This window comes from Deinococcus maricopensis DSM 21211, assembly GCF_000186385.1.
GTDB classification, from domain to species: Bacteria; Deinococcota; Deinococci; order Deinococcales; family Deinococcaceae; genus Deinococcus_B; species Deinococcus_B maricopensis.
Genome location: NC_014958.1, coordinates 2,141,707 through 2,159,705, shown reverse-complemented (window position 1 = coordinate 2,159,705; position 17,999 = coordinate 2,141,707). Strand labels below are relative to the sequence as shown.

Genomic DNA, 17,999 nt, shown 5'->3' with positions numbered 1-17,999 from the left:
CGGGGTGCGCGCCCTCTATGAAGATCAGATGAGGAGGTTCGGGGTGCGTGTGAAGCGCGGGGACCGCTTTACACTCGGCGCATGCGTCTGACCGCCCTGATTACCGGAAACGTGCAAGGCGTCGGCTACCGACGTTTCGCGCAGCGTTACGCCCTGGATTTCGGCCTGAGTGGCCACGCGGAGAACCTCTCGGACGGTCGCGTCGAGGTGATCGCCGAGGGTCCCCAGGCCGACCTGGAGCGGCTGTTGCATTGGCTGCGGCGCGGACCGGCGCACGCGCGCGTACAGACCATTGACGTGCAGTGGAGCGAGGAGACGGGCGTGTCGGGCTTCTACGTGTATTGAGGGCCGCGTGCGATGATGGGCGGACTTCCGCCCCGCGCCCGTTGCACCGCACCCGCTATACTTGAACTCAGTTCAAATTCGTCTGGAGGACGCCCGTGCTGCCGCTCTCATCCAAAATCCTGTTCTTCCTGTTCGCCCTCATCACGGGCGCCATCGGCCTGTGGGGCTTCTACCGCCTGTACCTCCGCATCCGCCGCGGCGCGTCCGCCACCGAAACCCGCCTCAACGACCTCCCCGCCCGCCTGTGGTACGCCCTGCGCACCACCCTCACCCAGGAACGCACCTTCCGCAAACGCACGTTCATCAGCGTCCTGCACAGCTTCATCTTCTACGGCTTCATCTACTACCTGCTGGTCAACGTTATCGACGGCCTCGAAGGGTACCTGCACTTCAGCATCACCAGCCGCACCCCCATCGGCGCCGCCTACAACCTCCTTGCCGACCTCCTCAGCTTCGGCGTGCTCCTCGGCGTCATCGGCCTCGTCATCCGCCGCTTCGGCACCCCCGCCAAACGCGACTTCCGCTTCAACGAAAAAACCCTGCTGCACGAAAGCGTCAAGAACCGCTTCATCACCCGCGACAGCGCCATCGTCAGCAGTTTCATCACCTTCCACGTCGGCAGCCGCATCATCGGCCAGGCTGCCAAACTCGCCCAGGAAGGCACCGACGCCTGGCAACCCCTCACCAGCGCCGTCGCAAACGCCCTGTTCAACGGCGCCACCGAACAGACCCTGATGGCGTGGCGCGTCGCCGGCTACTGGGGCGCCCTCGGCAGCATCCTCGCGTTCCTCGCGTACTTCCCCTACACCAAACACATCCACATCTTCATGGCGCCCGTGAACTACTTCCTGCGGCGCCCCGTCCACAGCGGCGTCCTCCCGCCCATGCCCGGCCTGGAAGCCGCCATGGAAAGCGAGGAACCCAAACTCGGCGCGCAGCACCTCGAAGACCTCGAATGGCCCCGCCTGCTCGACGCGTACGCCTGCATCCAGTGCAACCGCTGCCAGGACGTCTGCCCCGGCAGCGCCACCGGCAAGGCCCTTTCGCCCGCCGCGCTCGAAATCAACAAACGCATGGAACTCAACGTGATCGGCGCGCACCCCAGCCCGTTCCGCCTCACGCAAACCGCCGCGTTCGAAGGCGGCGCCAGCACCGCCCGCCCCCTCCTCGAATTCGCCATCAGCGACGAAGCCGTCTGGGCCTGCACCACCTGCGGCGCCTGCATGCAGGTCTGCCCCGTGCAGGACGAACAGATGCTCGACATCATCGACATCCGCCGCCGCCAGGTCATGGTCGAAGGTGAATTCCCCGCGCAACTCCAGACCGCCTTCCGCGGCATGGAACGCGCCGCGAACCCCTGGGGCATCAGCCGTGACAAACGCCTGGAATGGGCCGAAGGCCTCAAGGTCCCCACCATCGACGAAAACCCCACCCCCGACGTCATCTACTGGGTCGGCTGCGCCGCGTCCTACGACCCCGGCGCGCAGAAAGTCGCCCGCAGCTTCGTACAGCTCCTCGACAAGGCCGGCGTCAACTACGCCGTCCTCGGTAAAAAGGAAGCCTGCACCGGCGACAGCGCCCGCCGCGCCGGCAACGAATTCCTGTACCAGCAGCTCGCCACCGAGAACATCGAAACCCTCAACCGCGTCGAACCGAAACTCATTGTCGCCACCTGCCCGCACTGCATGAACGCCATCGGCAACGAGTACAAGCAGCTCGGCGGCGACTACCAGGTCATGCACCACACGCAGTACCTCGACCTGCTCGTCAGCGGCGGCCAGCTCGACACCGCCCCCCTCGACGCCAGCATCACCTACCACGACCCCTGCTACCTCGGCCGCCACAACGGCGTGTACGACGCCCCCCGCAGCGTCATCCGCAGCATGGGCCTCGAAATCCTCGAACTCGAACGCACCCGCGAAGCCAGCTTCTGCTGCGGCGCCGGCGGCGCGCAATTCTGGAAGGAAGAAGAAGAAGGCCGCGAACGCATCAGCGACAACCGCTTCCGCGAAATCCAGGCGCGCCTCGACGCCGCCAAAGAAGGCAAAGTCCTCGCCGTCGGCTGCCCATTCTGCAAGAGCATGATGAACAGCACGCCCAGCAAGGCCGAAGCAGACGACATTGTCGTCAAGGACATCGCCGAACTGATGCTCGAAAGCGTGCAGCGCAAGAGCGGCGACTGGGTCGAGGCGCCCATCGCGCAGAACGCCCCCGCACCCGCCGGCCCCGCCGACACCATCGCCGCCGAAACCCCCTACGTCCCGAACGCCGCGCTCAGCGTCGCCCAGGACACCCCCGACCGCAACACGCACGACAGCCCTGACATCGTCGGTGAAACCCGCGCGGACGCCGAACACCAGCAGCCCGGCTCGCCCGCCATCCCGCAGGGCGCGGACCTGACCGCCGGCCAGGACAGCCCCGCCCCCGCCGCGGACGCCGCCCCCGCGCGCAAGAAGTGGGGCAAAGCCGCGCCCAGCGGTGACGACGTGAACCCCGCACCCGTCCCCAACGCCGACCAGCCAGCCCCGGCGACCGAAGCGGCACCCGCCCGCAAGAAGTGGGGCGCGAAAGCCAGCGCGGACGACGTGCAGCCCACCCCGGCCCCGGCTCCCGAGGCGAGCGCGGACGCCACCCCCACCCGCAAGAAGTGGGGCGGCAAAGCCAGCACCGACGACGTGCAGACGACGACCCCCGCACCGACCCCCACCCCGGACGCCCCCACGCCTCAGGCCGCCTCGACTGAAAGTGCGCCCGCGCGCAAGAAGTGGGGTGGCAAAGCCAGCAGCGACGACGTGCAGACGACCTCAATCACCGAAACCACCAGTGCGGCCCCCACCTCCGCCCCCGCTGAGGAGGGAGCGCGCAAGAAGTGGGCGCCCAAAGCGGCCCCCACCACGTCCGCCACGCCCACCCCGGAACCCACGGCGGCGCCGGCCCCGGCGTCCCCCGCCGACGCACCCGCCGAAACCGCCCGCCCCAAATGGGCGCCCAAAGCGAAAGCCCCGGAACAAGCCGCATTGGCGCCCGCCGAACCGGATGCCACCCCGGACGCTGCGCCGGAAGCGCCCACCACCGGTGAACGCCCGAAATGGCAGCCCAAAAAGAAAACCGAATAAACGCCCCCGCGTAAACATGCAGGCCAGGCGGTGAGCTCCTTAGGGCTCGCCGCCTGGCCCTGACAAAGCCGCTCGCTGTGAAAGGCCTTCTGAGCTGTGGGCCCAGGGTTTCGGCAGAGAAGACGCCCAGGAGGCGGCAACCTCCCACCAATGCGTACACCGTAACGGCTTCAGGGGATGACGCAGAAGGGGTACGCAGGGAACGAGGTGGGCTGCGAGAAAGCTCCGTGCCGCCGACGAAGCAGACGAGTGAGCGGCCGCGTGATGATCGTCGGGCCCTCCCGGCGCAGCTGCCCGCGTGTGGGCACGGCGTCAGTGGACGTGGCTGTCCTCATCCCTGTCAGACGTCCGCTGCGGCGCGGCGAACGACCCTGGGGATTCTGGGGCGCTGCCGGCTCAGGCGGTCGGCGTGACGGGGCTCGCCTGCACACTGAGGTTGGCCTCCAGCACCCGGAAGGCGTCCGGGGTGGCCAGCAGCACCAGTTCGTCGTGCGCCCCGAGCGGTTCGTCGTCCGCGACGAGGTGCACGTCGCCGTCACGGACGACGCCCACGAACGTCACGCCGTCCGGCCACGCCACGACGTTCGCGCGCGCCCCGGCCCAGGCGCTCGGGACGGCGAGGCGGTACAGCTGCTCGGCCCCTTCGGGTTCCGGCAGGCCCTCGATGGCCACGTCCGACGGGTCGCGAAGTACCTCGGTGGGCAGGGTGGCCGCCTGGTGGACGGGGCTGTCCGCGCGGGAGCGGACCTGGCCGGGAATCAGGCTCAGGTTGCCGCTCAGCGCGTGCGCCATGGCACTCGCGGCGAGCGCGGCTGGCAGCATGGCGTCCCCGCCCCAGGTGGTGGCGAGCAGCGTCGCGCCGACGGGCGTGTTGATCGTGACCGTCAGGAATGCGACAGCGCCGACGAGTGCCGCGACGACCGGGTCGAGCGCCAGCCCGGGCACGGCGTTCGCGAGGCCCGCGCCGAGCAGGCCGCCGATCGCGACGCTGGGGAGCACGCCGCCCCCGAAGCACAGGCGCACACCGAGGGCCAGCAGCACCCACCGCCACGCGCCGTACCCGATGCCTTCGTCCGCCACGAACCCGCTGACGGACAGCTGCAGCCAGCCGGCGCCGCCGCCCAGCACCTCGGGCGTACCCCACGCGATGAGGGCCGTGACCGCCCCGAACGCGAACGCCGCCGCGACGCGCCACCAGCCGGCCAGGATGGCGTCCGGGAGCAGGCGGCTGACCTGCATCGCGGCCCACGCCGTGAACGTGATGCCGAGCGCCAGCAGGGTGTACGCGGGCACCTGCGCGGCCGTTGGGGGTTGCAGCGTGTTCACGCTCAGCAGCGGGTCGAAGTTGTAGATCACGCCGTACACAGCGTACGCAGCGACCGCCGCGAGCACGCACGGCATCAGCACCTCAAACTCGAATTCGAAGCGGCGGTACAGCACCTCGGCGATCAGTACGGCGGCGGCGAGTGGCGCGTGCAGCACCAGCCCGAGGGCCGCGCCGGCGCTCGCGAGCGTCAGCGTGCGGAACTCGACCGCGTCGAGGCGCGTGAGGCGCGCGAGCAGGCGCGCGCTGAGCTGCCCGACGGACGTGAAGGCCGCGTCCCGGCCGATCAGCAGGCCGGCGCTGCTGCCGAGCACGGCCGCGGCAAGCGTCCGCACCTGATCGAGCGCGCGCGGCCACTGCCCGCGCGTGTGGTAGCCGTTCACGAGCTGCGCGAGGCTGTCGCCGCCCGCTGCGGGGAACAGCAGCGCGCACGCGGCCGCCACGACGGGCAGCAGCAGCAGGCCCCACGGGGTGCCGGTGCTGAAGGCCATGAGCAGGCCCCCCTCGCCGGGCGTGCCGGGGGGCGTGTACCCGATGATCTGCCCCACGTGCGGGCCGAGCCAGCCGAACGCGGCGCGCAGCCCGGCGCCGAGCACGCCGACGATGACGCCCGCCACGAGGGCGTACACGACCAGCCGCCCTGTTTCCAGGCGGGTCAGGACGGCACGGGGAAGATTGGAGCGCACGCCCGAATCTTAGCGCGGGCGGCGCGTGGACGCCGTCACTTGCGTGGTGGCATCAAGGGATCGTGAGGGTGGCGTGGGCGCCCGGCGTGAGCGCCAGCAGCAGCTTCTGCGGGGCGTCCCCGTGTTTGAGGGTGTAGGTCAGGTACGCCGCCTCGCGTTCCTGCGGCGCGCCGTTCGGGAGCAGATGGGCGCGCAGGCGCGTGAGCTGCCGCGCGCGGTCGTTCTCCTGCCGCGCGAGGGCGCGCGCCGCCTGCGTCTGCAGCCGCGCGAGGCGCGCGAGGCTGCGGTCCCGCGTGCGGGTGGCGGCGCCCGCGAGGGTTGGGTCGAGCTGCGCGATGTCCGCCACCGTCGCGTCGAACAGGGCGCGGACCGCGTCCAGGCGCTCCTGCGTGACGCTGTGCGCGCCCTGTTCGCGCGCGAGCGCGCGGCCCAGGCTGCCTTCCGGGTCACGCTGGAACGCCCCGGCGTCCACGCCGAAACGCGTGAGGAGCCGCGCGACGTTCGGTTCCAGCCACGTGACGCTCAGGCGCGGCCACAGCAGCGGCTGCTCCAGGCCATGCAGAGCGTACACTTCGCGCAGTTGCGCGCCGTACGCGATCTCGCCCGGCCCGACCACGAACGCGGCTGTGGGCAGCACGGCGTCCTGCAGGATCGGGCGGAGGCCCGCGGCGGGCGTCAGTCGCCCCGGCGCAGCGCGCACAAGGGCCAGTAGCTCCTCACGGGTGTAGGGGCGCTCCGCAACGAACGCGCGCCCCTCGGCGCGCAGCAGGCGGCGTACCCCGTCGTCACCCTCAAGGAACAGGTTCGTGCTGCCCGGCGGACGCCGCAGTTGCGGCGTGAACCCCAGGCGTTCCAGTGCGCCCGCCGCCGCCTCAATGCACGCGGGGCCGGTGGTGGGCTGCGCCAGTTCGCGTTCGAGGGCGGGCACAAACAGCGCGGCGAGCGCCGGGTGCAGCGGGTCGAACAGCAGCACGCCGTCCGCACGCTCGGCGCTCGGCCCGAGCGTGCGGTGCAGCAAACGGGCGAACACGTCCGCGTAGGAGCGCTCACCCGCCGCCGCCCACGTGACGTCCGCGAGTACGCGCGCGCGGTGCTCGTCCGGAACGTCGAGGCTGTTCAGGAACGCCACGACCTCGGCCGTCCACGCCGCGCGCCACGGCACGCGCCCCACCGGCACGCCGCGCGGCAGGTCCAGCGTGAGGCGCCGTACCTCGTCGCCCGCGTCCACGACCGTCACGGACGCGACCTCGTCCGCATCGTGGTCCTGGCTCGCCACCCAGTACACCCCCACCACCGGCCGGTCCTCGCGGTTCAGCGTGCGCGCGAGCAGCAGGGCGTCCGCGCCCTTATGCACGCTGTACGCGGGGCCGCCCAGCAGCCCCGCCTGCTGCCCCGTCACGACCGTCATGGCCGCCGGGTCCGCGAGGCGCGCCAGTTGCGCCTCCACGAACCGGTCCAGCGTGCCCAGGTCCGCGTGGTACGCCCGCAGGGCCTCCACGAGCCGGCCCCGGTCCACATCCGGGCGCGTGTGCGCGTCCGCGATGGTCAACTGGTCGGGCGTGAGCCTGAAAAACGCGGGCAGATCGCCCGCGCGGTAAGCGTCGGCAATGCTCCTCACGCGCTCAGTGGCTCCCTCGCGGCGGCCCGCAGCGCCGCTTCATCCATGATCACGATCCGGCGGTACCCGAGATCCAGAATGCCGCGCGCCTTGAACTCGCCCAGCAGCTTCGTGATGGTCTCGCGGGTGCTGCCCACGAGGTGCGCGAGGTCCTGGTGGGAGATGCGGTTGCTGAGCGCGACCGGTCCGGCAGTCAGGTCCCCGCCGCTCTGCACGGCCAGGTCCAGCAGCGCCAGCGCGAGCCGCTGCGACACTTCCAGGAACACCAGATGCGTGAGGCGCTCCTGCAGCGAGCGTGTCTGCCGCGTCAGCTGCGCGCTCAGCGCCACGCCGAGCGTCGGGTGGGCGCGCACGAGGTCCCGCAGGAGTTCCCCGCCGAGCAGCAGCGCCTCGGTGTCCTCCATGGCCTCGGCATCCAGGCCGTACGCGCGGCCGGGCGCGACCGCGCCGGTGCCCAGCAGGTCCCCGGGGCCATGCACGTTCACGGTCACCTCGCGCGCGCCGGACCCCAGGCGGTACAGGCGCACGTAGCCTTTTGACAGCAGGAAGAGTGTGTCCGCAGCGTCCTCGCTGTGGTACAGCAGGCTTCCCCGGGACCACGCACCGTGACGGCAGGCGGACAGCACGGCGGCCCGTCCGTCCTCGGGCAACGCAGTCAGAAACTCGGGCAGCATGCGCCCAGTATTGGGAGTTGGCCTACACCAGAACGAAGCGCAATGCACGATTCAGCTCGTGCGGGGTGCCGCTGACACCGGAACGGACCGCTACGGAAAGCGCTCCGCAGGCTGCGTGGTAGAATCCGCGCACTTTGCCGGTCATCCCCTCATCCCCGCCTTCCGGAGGACCCATGCAACTCACCCTCGATCTGCTCCCGCGTACGGGCGCACAGGACGTCGTGCTGCTCGTCGACGTGCTGCGCGCCACCACCTGCGCCCCCATCGTCCTCGACGTCCGCACCCGCAGCACCCCCGACCCGCGCCTGCACGTAACGGCCTCCCTCCAAGCCGCCCGTACGTACGCCGCCGCGAACGACCTGCTGCTCGCTGGCGAACGCGACGGCCTCCCCCCGCAGGGCTTCCATCTGAGCGCCAGCCCCGCGCAACTGCGCGCCGCCACCCTTGAGCGCGACACCGTCTTCACCAGCGAAAACGGCCCGCGCGCCCTCGACGTCCTCACCGAAACCGGCGCGCCACGTACGCTGCTGCTCGGCAGTTTCCAGAACGCCCCCGCCGCCGCGCGCGCCGCCCTCGACCTCGCCACCAGCGAGATTCGCGTCGTGTGCGCCGGCGTACGCGGCGAGGAAGCCACCGAGGACATCGTGTGCGCCGCGCTGATCACCGACCTGATCGAACGCGAGGCGCGCGTCCGCGCCGTTCCCCTGAACGTCGGCGGCAGCGCGCACCTCGCCCGCACCCTGCTGCGCGCCTACCCCGACCCGCAGGAGGCGCTCGCGCAATCCCGCAGCGGCCAGACCCTCATGCGCCTCGGCCTGCACGAGGACCTCGCCGTCGCCAGCCTGATCGGCCAGACGCCCACCGTCCCGGTGCTCGCGCACATCACCCGCCAGCACGAGCACGCCGTTCACACCTTCACCGCCCTCGCTCGACCGACGGAGACCCCCACCGTATGACCACCGACCCCACCACGACGCGCCTCGACCTGCTGGACCTCCCCCTCGACCCTGTTACGCTCGAGGCCGCCAGCGACCAGCTCAGCGCCTGGATGTTCGCGCCGCAGCGCGAGCCGCACACCGTCATCACCCTCAACCCGGAAATCGTCGTGCAGTCCCGCACCGACGAGACGCTCGGCCGCGCCATTCGCGTCGCAGACCTCGTCACCGCCGACGGCGTCGGCATCCAGTGGGCCGCGCGGCAACTGCGCGGCACCGAGGTGCCCCGCGCGCCCGGGTTCGACCTCGCCACGCACCTGATGGCCCGCCACGGCGCCGCCCTGCGCGTCTTCTTCCTCGGCGGGAAACCCGGCGTGCCCGAAGCGGCCGCCCGCAAGGCGCAGGAGCAGCACGGCGTCAGCATCGCCGGCGTGCACCACGGCTACTTCGAGATGAGCGAGGACCAGCGCGTCGCGGAACTCGTGCGCGACAGCGGCGCCCACCTGCTGCTCAGCGGCATGGGCGCCCCCCGGCAGGAGACCTTCAACCAGTACTGGCGGCAGGTCATGAACGTACCCGTCATGATCGGCGTGGGCGGCACCCTCGACGTGCTGGCAGGCACCGCCGACCTCGCGCCCGGCTGGACGCGGCGCGCGGGCGTCGAATGGATCTGGCGCGTCGCCGGGAACCGTAAACGCTGGAACCGCGCGCCCCGCCTCCTGAAGTTCGTGCGGCTCGTGCAGGCCGCGAAGAAACAGGGCACCCGGCCCGCCTGAAGCCGGACCGCGCAGGGAGAGGGGGCCGCGACGATGGCGGCCCCCTCCTGATCTGCTGTGTCCCCAGCCCCGCACGGCAGCGCACCGGCCGGGAGTTGGGTGTCGGCCTTCAGGCGGTGCGGAAGGCCTCGCGCAGGAGCGCCAGCAGCTCGTCCGCCTCGGTGTCCTGCAGGGTCAGCGGCGGCCCGAGCAGCAGGTGGTCGCCGCGCACGCCGTCCACCGCGCCCGACCCCGGGTACGTGATCAGGCCCGCGGCCATGGCCGCGCGGCCCACACGCTCCGCGATGCCGGGGGCGGCGTAGGCTTCGCCGGTGTCCGGGTCGCCCAGCACCAGGCCGAGCATCAGGCCGCGCCCGCGCACTTCCAGAATTGCCGGAGCCTCGCGTTGCAGGTCGCGCAGGCCGTCCAGCAGGCGCGTGCCCAGCGTGGCGCTGCGGGTCACGAGGTCCTGTTCCTGCAGGATGTCCAGCGCCGCCGCGCCCGCCGCGACGCTCACGGGGTGCCCCGCGTACGTGAAGCCGTGCTTGAACGCCCCCGACCCGCCCATGACAGTGTCGTAGACGTCCGGGCTGGCCAGCAGGCCTGCGAGCGGCGCGTACCCGGCGGCGAGGCCCTTGCCGAGCACCACGATGTCCGGCGTGCCGTTCCACTCTGGGGTCGCCCACTGCGCCGTCGCGAATAGGCTCCCGGCGCGCCCGAGGCCCGTCATGACCTCGTCCGCGATGAACAGCATGCCGTGCCGCGCGCAGATGGCCGCGATTTCCGCGTAGTACCCGCTGTTTGGGGCGAGCGCGGCGTCGGAGGCGCCCACGACCGGCTCGGCCATGAACGCCGCGACCGTGCCCGCGCCGGCTTCCTGAATGACCGCTTCAAGGCGGCGCGCGTCCTCACGGCCATCGAGCTGAGGGTCGGGTTTGGGCATTTTCGGCCACGCGGCATCGTTCATGAGGGGCGTGTACAGTTCCCGGCGCGCTCCCATCCCGCTCGCGGCGAGCGACCCGAGGGACGCGCCGTGGTAGCTGGGGCGGCGCGTGATGATCTTGTACCGCCCGGTGTCCCCGCGTTCCGCGTGGTACTGCCGCGCGAGTTTAATGGCGCTTTCCGTCGCCTCGGACCCGCCGGACACCGCCCAAAATCGGTACCCGGGCGTGGAGAGGAGCCCGGCGAGGCGTGCGGCGTACGCCTCCAGCACCGGAGACGTGAACTGCGAGCCGTGCACGAACGGCAGCGTGAGCGCCTGCGCGCGCATGGCGTCCGCGATGCGCGCGTTGCCGTGCCCGAGGTTCGCGACGAGCGCGCCGGACGCGCCGTCCAGGTAGCGCCGACCGTGCTCGTCGATCAGGTAGGCGCCCTCGCCGCGCACCGCGACCGGATAGGGCTTCTTGGAACGGTAGAAGACACTGCTCATGGGGCTCCTTGAGGTGAGCGGCAGGACCGCGCGGAGCCACGGGGACGGCCCGCACGTCCTGCGCTGGAAGAAGGAAACGGGTTGAATCGGGCTGGGACTGACCGCCGGACGCCCTGTGGTCGCCGCTGCCCGTTACGCGGTGGGGGTCACCACGTGTCGCCGCCGCCCGGAGGGGGCCACGCGCCGAGCGCCTGCCGCACGCTGATGATCTGCCCGAAGTGATGCGCGGTGTGCAGCGCCATGTCCGCGAGGAGCTCCCCGATGGTTTCCTCGTGGTTCACGGGGTTCGCGAGGTCCGGGCGGGCGGCGTGCACGTCCACGCGCGTCAGCAGGTCGTAGAAGGCGTTCTTGAGCGCCGGCCACTGCTCGGCGGTGACGGTCGGCCACGTGTCCGAGGCGTGCTGGGGGTACGGGACGGGCGCGCCGGTCTCGATGATGTCCAGCATCCACCCCAGCCACCAGTTCGTGTGCGCGAGCAGTTCCGCGACGGAGTGCGGGAGTGCGTCGGCGCGGCGCGTGGCGGTGTCGGCGTCGAGGCCCGCGAGGGCGCGCTCGACGCCCACGAACGCCTGCCCGCCCCGGAAGAGTTTCGGGATCAGGCGGGCGAGGGCCGTCTGGGCGCGCGCGGCGCGGTCGTCAGGAGGGGTCGTCATGGGGGTCATTGTGCCAGACCGGCCGCGGCGAACTTCAGTACGCCTGCGCGACGGTCTTGGTCTGCACGAACCAGAACAGGTAGTCCGGCCCGCCGACCTTCGCGTTCGTGCCGCTCATGCCGTACCCGCCGAACGCGTGCGTGCCGCTCAGCGCGCCCGTGCACTTGCGGTTGATGTACAGGTTCCCGACGTGCATGCGGCGGCGCGCCTCGGCGATCTTCAGGGGGTCGCGGCTGTAGAACGACGACGTCAGGCCGTACTCGCTGTCGTTCGACAGGCGGATGGCGTCCTGCCAGTCGGCGGCGCGCGTGAACGCCAGGACCGGCCCGAAGATCTCCTCCTGGAACAGCGGGTCGCTGCTGGGCACGTCCGCGAAGATGGTCGGCTGCAGGTAGCCGCCCTGCGCGTCACCCATGTCGGCGCGCGCGCCGCCCGTGACGAGGCGGGCGGTCTGCTGCCCACGCTCCAGGTACCCGAGGATGCGCTGGGCGCTGCCCGCGTGGATGACCGGGCCGACCGGGGCGTTGTCCTCGGGCAGGCCAACGGTGAGCTGCTCGGTCAGGGCCTTGACCTTCTCAAGCAGCGCGTCGTACACGCGGTCTTCGGCGATGACGCGCGAGCACGCGCTGCACTTCTGCCCGGCGTACCCGAACGCGGCCTGCACGATGCCGGTCGCGGCGGCGTCGAGGTCCGCGTCGGCGCACACGACGGTGGCGCCCTTGCCGCCCATTTCGGCAATGACGCGCTTGAGCCAGCGCTGGCCCGGCTGGACCTTCGCGGCGCGCTCGTAGATGCGGCTGCCAATTTCCTTGCTGCCCGTGAACGCGATCATGCGGACGTCCTTGTGGTCCACGAGCGGATCGCCGTACACGTCGTCACTGCCGGTCACGAACTGGATGACGCCGCGCGGCAGGCCCGCCTCGTGCAGCAGTTCGACCAGCAGCAGGCTGCTGAGCGGCGTTTCACTCGCGGGTTTCCACACGACGGTGTTGCCGGCGGCGATGGCGCCGAGCGCCATGCCCAGCGGAATCGCCCCCGGGTAGTTCCAGGGGCTGATGACGACGACGACGCCCAGCGGCTCGTACACCGTCGTGACGTGCTCGGTCGGCATGGGGGAGACGGCCTTGCCCTGCGCCCACTTCAGCGTTTCGCGCGCGAAAATCTCGAAGTGGTCGACGCACTCGGCGACCTCGCCGTCCGCCTCGGCCCAGTTCTTGGCGTTCTCGAGGGTCATGACGGCGTTGAATTCCATGCGGCGCGCGCGCAGCAGCTGCGCGGCGCGCAGGAAGATGCTGGCGCGCTGCAGCGGGTCACTGAACTGCCACGTCTCGAAGGCGCGCAGGGCGCCCGCGACAGCCTGCTCACGCTGCTCGGCGGTGCCGCTCTGGAAGTGCCACACGACCTCGCGCGTGTCGGCGGGGTTGCGGACCTCGAAGGTGGACGGGCCCTCCACGGGCTGCCCGTCGAGGAGCAGCGGGAAGGTCCGGCCGACGTAACGGGCGCGCACGTCGCGGAAGGCGGCGCGCTGCGCGTCGGCGACAGCCGGGTCGGCGTAGTTGAAGTACGGTTCGTGCTGGAACGGCAGCAGGCCGTCCATGAGGGTGCTGGTCATGCGCGTCTCCTTTGTGGGCATCCGGGTCGGATTGCCGCGAGCCTAACACGCGTTCGCGGGCGTGCTCAAGCGCGTTCTCAAGCGGAAAAAAGCGGGCGGCGCCGCTGAGCGCCCGTGCCGCTTTCATGAACGCTCGCTTTACGCTCGGCAAGTCTCCAGGAAGAAGCGCAGGAACGCCGGGAACCGCTCCGCCCACGCCACCTCGTCATGCCAGTGCCCCTCGCCCACCTGCGCGCGCACCCGGCTGCCCTTGTCGCTCAGGGTGTCCGCGAGGGCAAGCGCGTGCCGCACCAGCATCCGCGACGCGTCCACGTCGTCCCCCTCATGCGTGCCCATGTCCACGTATACGCGGTCCGCGCCGCGCGCCCGCGTGGCCAGCCACGGCCACACCTCGTGATCTCCCACCCACAGGGAAGGGGAGAAGACGCCCGCCGCGCCGTACGTGTCCGCGTGCGTGAACGCCGCGTACAGACTGATCAGCCCCCCAAACGATGACCCGGCGACGCCCGTAAAGGGCCGCTCCGGGCGCGTGCGGTACGTGCGGTCCACGTGCGCCTTGAGCGTGCCCGTCAGGAACGCGAGGTACGCGTCTGCCAAGGGCGCGTAGGCGTTCACGCGACTGCGGAACGGCGTGTACAGCTGCGAGCGCCGGGGGCCGCACGGCACCGCCACCAGGATGACCTCCCGGCCGCCGCGCGCCAGGGTGTCCGCCGCGCGGTCCGCCCGCCACGTGACACCCGAGAACGCGGTCGCCTCGTCGAACATGTTCTGCCCGTCGTGGAGGTACAGCACCGGATACGGTCCACCCGCCGGGTACGACGGGGGAAGGTGCACGAGCACCTCCCGGTCCTCGTGCAGTTCCGGTGACCACAGCGTGAAGGCCACTGTGCGCGCCGGGCGCGTGGAGGGCCGCGCGCCTCCCTGACCGTTCTGCCAGCCGGTCACTTCGAAGGGGACGGTGGCGTCCCCGGTGACGACGTGCTGGTGCGCGAGCGCCCGCCCGCCGTGAACGTCGCCTTCCTCCACGCCGTCGTCGCGGCGCACCTTGAACTCCAGCAGCGTCCCGAGCGGCACCGGGCGCGTGAGCGTCCACCCGCCGGGCGTGGGCGTCATCTGCCAGCCGTCCGCCCGGTCCTGCCAGTTCACGTGGCGGCCCGTAAGCCACAGCGGCTGCGTTGTCGATGTTCTCGCAGGCACGCGTGTCAGTTGAAAGGTCAGGATCGCCGAAGGCTGAAACGAAGCAGGCACGCCCGGAGTGTATGCCGGGCGTGCCTGCTGGGGCGGGCGTTACCTGGGGGGCAGGAGCATCTTCGTGGCGAGCGGCGTGCTCAGCACGATGCTGGTGCTGCACGTGAACCCCAGGTGGATGAGTTCGCCGAGCAGGTCCTCCAAGGCCTGCACGTCCGGCACGGCCACCTTCAGCATGCAGGAGTTCTCGCCGGTGACGCTGTGGCACTCCATGACGCCGTCGCGTTTCTGCGCCCACTTGAGGAGTTCCGGGTCGCGTTTGCCGCTGTCCTGCACGCCGATAAAGGCGGTGATGCCGCGCCCGAGGGGTTTCGTGGCGACGCGCGCGCCGTAGCCGAGGATGACGCCGGCGTCCTCCAGGCGGCGCACGCGTTCCGTGACGGCCGGCGCGCTCAGGCCGACGCGGCGACCCAGTTCACGCATGCTCAGGCGAGCGTCCTGCTGGAGTTCAGTCAGCACCCGTTGATCGATGGCGTCCAGTGGACCGCCGTGATTCTTCATGAACCACATCTTAACAAATGTAAAGCCGGGCGGGAAGTCCGGGGCTCGCGCCACCGCCGAAACGCCTCCACGACCCCCGCGCCCGACATTCAAACGTGTGTTAGGCCCCCATACACTGAATGAACAGCGTTCTCAAGCCGCCCGCGCGGCCCACCCACCGACCCCTTCCCCCACAAGGAGCCGCCATGACCGTGCACCCCGAAGCGACCATCCGCAGCCAGATGCTGCTGCCCCGCAACCACCGCGCGCCCAAATGGGCCGACGTCCCCGACGAACAGTGGTACGACTGGAAATGGCAGCTCAAGAACCGCATCAACAGCGTCGAGGAACTCGAAGAAGTCCTGCGCCTCACCGACAGCGAACGCCAGGGCGCCAGCGCCGACGGCATCTTCCGCCTCGACATCACGCCGTACTTCGCGTCCCTCATGGACCCCGAGGACCCCACCTGCCCGGTGCGCCGCCAGGTGATCCCCACGCACCACGAGCTCGAGAACTTCACCAGCATGATGGAGGACTCCCTCGCGGAAGATAAGCACAGCCCCGTGCCCGGCCTCGTGCACCGCTACCCGGACCGCGTGCTGATGCTCGTCACCACGCAGTGCGCCAGCTACTGCCGCTACTGCACCCGCAGCCGCATCGTCGGCGACCCCACCGAAACCTTCAAACCCGACGAGTACAAACTCCAGCTCGAGTACCTGCGCAACACCCCCCAGGTCCGCGACGTGCTCCTCTCGGGCGGCGACCCGCTCACCCTCGCGCCCAAGGTCCTCGGCGGCCTGCTCGCGGAACTCCGCAAGATCCCGCACATCGAGATCATCCGCATCGGCACGCGCGTCCCCGTGTTCATGCCCATGCGCGTCACACAGGAACTCTGCGACGTCCTCTCCGAGAACCACCCCGTGTGGATGAACATCCACGTGAACCACCCCAAGGAAATCACCCCGGAAGTCGCCGAAGCCTGCGACCGCCTCACCCGCGCCGGCGTGCCCCTCGGGAACCAGGCGGTGCTGCTGCGCGGCGTGAACGACCACCCGGTCATCATGCAGAAGCTCATGCGTGAACTCGTGAAGATCCGCGTGCGCCCGTACTACATCTACCAGTGCGACCTCGTGCACGGCGCTGGCCACCTGCGCACCACCGTCGCCAAAGGCCTCGAAATCATGGAGAGCCTGCGCGGCCACACCAGCGGCTACAGCATCCCCACGTACGTCGTGGACGCCCCCGGCGGCGGCGGCAAGATTCCCGTCATGCCGAACTACGTCCTCGCGCAGGGCGGCGGCAAGGTCATCCTCCGCAACTTCGAGGGCTACATCGCCGCGTACACCGAACCCGAGGACTACACCGGTCCGGACATGGCCGTCCCGCAGGAATGGGTGCGCCACGAACCTGGTCAGAGCGGCGTGTACGGCCTGATGCAGGGCGAACGCATCAGCATCGAACCGAAGGAGTTCAGCGAGAGCCGCGTCCGCCCCGGCGCCATGCAGCACCGCCTGAACAGCCGCGAGGACAAATGGCAGGCGTTCGGCGTCGGCGGGACCAGCACCGTCACGGACACTGCTCCGGACGGCATGACCAACGAACCCGAGCCCGCCCACAGCGCCGACTGAACCTCACCCGCACCACCCACAGGGCCGAGGGGCACCACCCTCCGGCCCTGCCCCCAAAGGAGTTCGCATGACCGCCACCACCGCCCGCCAACCCGAACTGAAAACCGCCCTGCCCGGCCCGAACACCAAGGCCATCATGGAGCGCGACGCGAAGCACCTCTCCACCAGCTACATGCGCCCCTACCCGTTCGTGCCCGACCGCGGCGAAGGCGTGTGGCTCACCGATGTGGACGGCAACACCATGCTGGACTTCTTCGCCGGCATCGCCGTGAGCACCACCGGCCACGCCCACCCGCACGTCGTGCAGGCCGTGCAGGCACAGATCGAGCGTTTCGCGCACGTGTGCCTCACCGACTACCCGCAGGAAATCACCACCAGCCTCGCCGAGCGCCTCGTGCGGCACGTCGAGCGCACCCTCCCGGACGGCCGCCATGAGAAGTGGCGCGTGTTCCTCGGCAACAGCGGCGCCGAAGCCGTCGAGGCCGCCGTGAAACTCGCCCGCAACCACACCGGCCGCAGCCACATCATCAGCACCATCGGCTCCTTCCACGGACGCACGTACGGCGCCATCACCCTCACCGGCAGCAAAACGAAGTACAAACGCGGCTTCGGCCCGCTGCTCCCGAACGTCAGCCACGTCCCGTACCCGAACCCCTTCCGCCCGCCCCTCGGCAGCACCGCCGAAACGTGCGGTCAGGCTGTCCTCAACTACCTGGAAGACGTGCTGTTCCAGACGGTCATCCCCGCCGACGAGGTCGCCGCGATCATCGTCGAACCCATGCAGGGCGAAGGCGGGTACATCGTGCCGCCCGCCGACTTCCTGCCTGGCCTGCGCGCCCTGTGCGACCGCCACGGCATCATGCTGATCTTCGACGAGGTGCAGGCCGGCATGGGCCGCACCGGCAAGATGTTCAGCTACCAGAACTTCGACGGCGTGCAGCCGGACATCATCACGCTCGCCAAAGGCATCGCGTCGGGCCTGCCCATCAGCGCCATGATGGCCAAAGAAAGCGTCATGACCTGGCCCGTCGGGTCGCACGGCAGCACCTTCGGCGGGAACCCCGTCGCCGCCGCCGCCGCGCACGCCACCCTGGACCTGCTCGAAGGCGCCGTGAAACACCCCGGCTGCGGCGACAACCTGATGGACAACGCCCGCACGGTCGGCGACTACATCCTCAGCGAACTGCGCGACATGCAGACCGAATTCCCCTTCCTCGGCGACGTGCGCGGCCAGGGCCTCTTCATCGGCCTGGAGTTCGTGAAGCCCGACGGCAGCCCCGACGGGAAACTCCGCGACGCCGCCAGCATGGCGATGTTCGAACGCGGCCTGCTGAACCTCGACTGCGGCGAATCCGTCATTCGCATCAGCCCGCCGCTGATCCTCACCCGCGAGGACGCCGAAACCGGCCTGAACATCATGCGCGAAACGCTCCGCAGCCTGCAGTAACCCCACAGGAGAAGGCCCCACGGACACTCCGTGGGGCCTTCTCCTGTGG

14 protein-coding genes are annotated in these 17,999 nt (G+C 70.4%); 6 read left to right on the top strand and 8 right to left on the bottom strand.

Annotated features, from left to right (window positions below):
* Positions 1–81 precede the first annotated feature (81 nt).
* Both DEIMA_RS10035 and DEIMA_RS10030 read left to right on the top strand, forming a co-directional pair.
* Positions 82–345 carry an acylphosphatase gene (locus tag DEIMA_RS10035; protein WP_013557145.1) on the top strand — a complete coding sequence of 88 codons (264 nt, stop codon included), beginning with the start codon at positions 82–84 and terminating at the stop codon, positions 343–345.
* 95 nt (positions 346–440) lie between these two features.
* A complete protein-coding gene (locus tag DEIMA_RS10030) occupies positions 441–3,461 on the top strand; it encodes a heterodisulfide reductase-related iron-sulfur binding cluster (RefSeq protein ID WP_013557144.1) in 3,021 nt (1,006 codons plus the stop codon).
* A 396-nt stretch (positions 3,462–3,857) separates the two neighbouring features.
* Here DEIMA_RS10030 and DEIMA_RS10025 read toward each other — a convergent pair whose 3' ends face one another.
* Genes DEIMA_RS10025 through DEIMA_RS10015 form a run of 3 tightly spaced genes read right to left on the bottom strand, consistent with a single transcriptional unit; the run spans position 3,858 to position 7,763 of the window.
* Positions 3,858–5,471 (bottom strand): chloride channel protein, encoded by a 1,614-nt coding sequence (locus DEIMA_RS10025; RefSeq protein WP_013557143.1) that lies wholly within the window; start codon positions 5,469–5,471, stop codon positions 3,858–3,860.
* 52 nt (positions 5,472–5,523) lie between these two features.
* On the bottom strand, positions 5,524–7,089 hold the full coding sequence (gene bshC, locus DEIMA_RS10020) for a bacillithiol biosynthesis cysteine-adding enzyme BshC (RefSeq protein WP_013557142.1): 1,566 nt from the start codon (positions 7,087–7,089) through the stop codon (positions 5,524–5,526).
* A complete protein-coding gene (locus DEIMA_RS10015; RefSeq protein ID WP_013557141.1) occupies positions 7,086–7,763 on the bottom strand; it encodes a Crp/Fnr family transcriptional regulator in 678 nt (225 codons plus the stop codon). Before DEIMA_RS10015 ends, bshC begins: the two co-directional genes overlap by 4 nt.
* A 173-nt stretch (positions 7,764–7,936) precedes the next feature.
* Here DEIMA_RS10015 and DEIMA_RS10010 point away from each other — a divergent pair, with 173 nt between their 5' ends.
* Both DEIMA_RS10010 and DEIMA_RS10005 read left to right on the top strand, forming a co-directional pair.
* A complete protein-coding gene (locus DEIMA_RS10010) occupies positions 7,937–8,719 on the top strand; it encodes a 2-phosphosulfolactate phosphatase (RefSeq protein ID WP_013557140.1) in 783 nt (260 codons plus the stop codon).
* On the top strand, positions 8,716–9,474 hold the full coding sequence (locus tag DEIMA_RS10005) for a WecB/TagA/CpsF family glycosyltransferase (protein WP_013557139.1): 759 nt from the start codon (positions 8,716–8,718) through the stop codon (positions 9,472–9,474). Before DEIMA_RS10010 ends, DEIMA_RS10005 begins: the two co-directional genes overlap by 4 nt.
* Before the next feature lie 109 nt (positions 9,475–9,583).
* On the opposite strand, the gene DEIMA_RS10000 is transcribed toward DEIMA_RS10005, so the two are convergent.
* From DEIMA_RS10000 to DEIMA_RS09980, 5 genes are all read right to left on the bottom strand, one after another.
* Positions 9,584–10,882 carry an aminotransferase family protein gene (locus tag DEIMA_RS10000; protein WP_013557138.1) on the bottom strand — a complete coding sequence of 433 codons (1,299 nt, stop codon included), beginning with the start codon at positions 10,880–10,882 and terminating at the stop codon, positions 9,584–9,586.
* A 146-nt stretch (positions 10,883–11,028) separates the two neighbouring features.
* Positions 11,029–11,535: a DinB family protein gene (locus DEIMA_RS09995; protein ID WP_043816637.1), complete on the bottom strand. Its 507-nt coding sequence runs from the start codon at positions 11,533–11,535 to the stop codon at positions 11,029–11,031.
* 34 nt (positions 11,536–11,569) lie between these two features.
* Positions 11,570–13,147: an L-glutamate gamma-semialdehyde dehydrogenase gene (locus tag DEIMA_RS09990; protein ID WP_013557136.1), complete on the bottom strand. Its 1,578-nt coding sequence runs from the start codon at positions 13,145–13,147 to the stop codon at positions 11,570–11,572.
* 138 nt (positions 13,148–13,285) lie between these two features.
* A complete protein-coding gene (locus tag DEIMA_RS09985; protein ID WP_148234944.1) occupies positions 13,286–14,395 on the bottom strand; it encodes an alpha/beta hydrolase in 1,110 nt (369 codons plus the stop codon).
* 39 nt (positions 14,396–14,434) lie between these two features.
* Entirely contained in the window at positions 14,435–14,896 is a 462-nt protein-coding gene (locus DEIMA_RS09980; protein ID WP_043817287.1) for an Lrp/AsnC family transcriptional regulator, read from the bottom strand.
* A gap of 185 nt (positions 14,897–15,081) precedes the next feature.
* On the opposite strand from DEIMA_RS09980, the gene kamA reads away from it, so the two are divergent.
* Both kamA and DEIMA_RS09970 read left to right on the top strand, forming a co-directional pair.
* Positions 15,082–16,503, top strand: coding sequence for a lysine 2,3-aminomutase (gene kamA, locus DEIMA_RS09975; protein WP_013557133.1), 1,422 nt, complete (start codon positions 15,082–15,084; stop codon positions 16,501–16,503).
* A gap of 67 nt (positions 16,504–16,570) precedes the next feature.
* On the top strand, positions 16,571–17,950 hold the full coding sequence (locus DEIMA_RS09970) for an acetyl ornithine aminotransferase family protein (protein WP_013557132.1): 1,380 nt from the start codon (positions 16,571–16,573) through the stop codon (positions 17,948–17,950).
* Positions 17,951–17,999: the final 49 nt, after the last annotated feature.

Bases quoted from the DNA above. Each gene is read 5' to 3' on its own strand.
- DEIMA_RS10035 (WP_013557145.1), top strand. From the start codon at position 82: ATGCGTCTGACCGCCCTGATTACCGGAAACGTGCAAGGCGTCGGCTAC.
- DEIMA_RS10015 (WP_013557141.1), bottom strand. From the start codon at position 7,763: ATGCTGCCCGAGTTTCTGACTGCGTTGCCCGAGGACGGACGGGCCGCC.
- DEIMA_RS10010 (WP_013557140.1), top strand. From the start codon at position 7,937: ATGCAACTCACCCTCGATCTGCTCCCGCGTACGGGCGCACAGGACGTC.
- DEIMA_RS10005 (WP_013557139.1), top strand. From the start codon at position 8,716: ATGACCACCGACCCCACCACGACGCGCCTCGACCTGCTGGACCTCCCC.
- DEIMA_RS10000 (WP_013557138.1), bottom strand. From the start codon at position 10,882: ATGAGCAGTGTCTTCTACCGTTCCAAGAAGCCCTATCCGGTCGCGGTG.
- DEIMA_RS09995 (WP_043816637.1), bottom strand. From the start codon at position 11,535: ATGACGACCCCTCCTGACGACCGCGCCGCGCGCGCCCAGACGGCCCTC.
- DEIMA_RS09990 (WP_013557136.1), bottom strand. From the start codon at position 13,147: ATGACCAGCACCCTCATGGACGGCCTGCTGCCGTTCCAGCACGAACCG.
- DEIMA_RS09980 (WP_043817287.1), bottom strand. From the start codon at position 14,896: ATGAAGAATCACGGCGGTCCACTGGACGCCATCGATCAACGGGTGCTG.
- kamA (WP_013557133.1), top strand. From the start codon at position 15,082: ATGACCGTGCACCCCGAAGCGACCATCCGCAGCCAGATGCTGCTGCCC.
- DEIMA_RS09970 (WP_013557132.1), top strand. From the start codon at position 16,571: ATGACCGCCACCACCGCCCGCCAACCCGAACTGAAAACCGCCCTGCCC.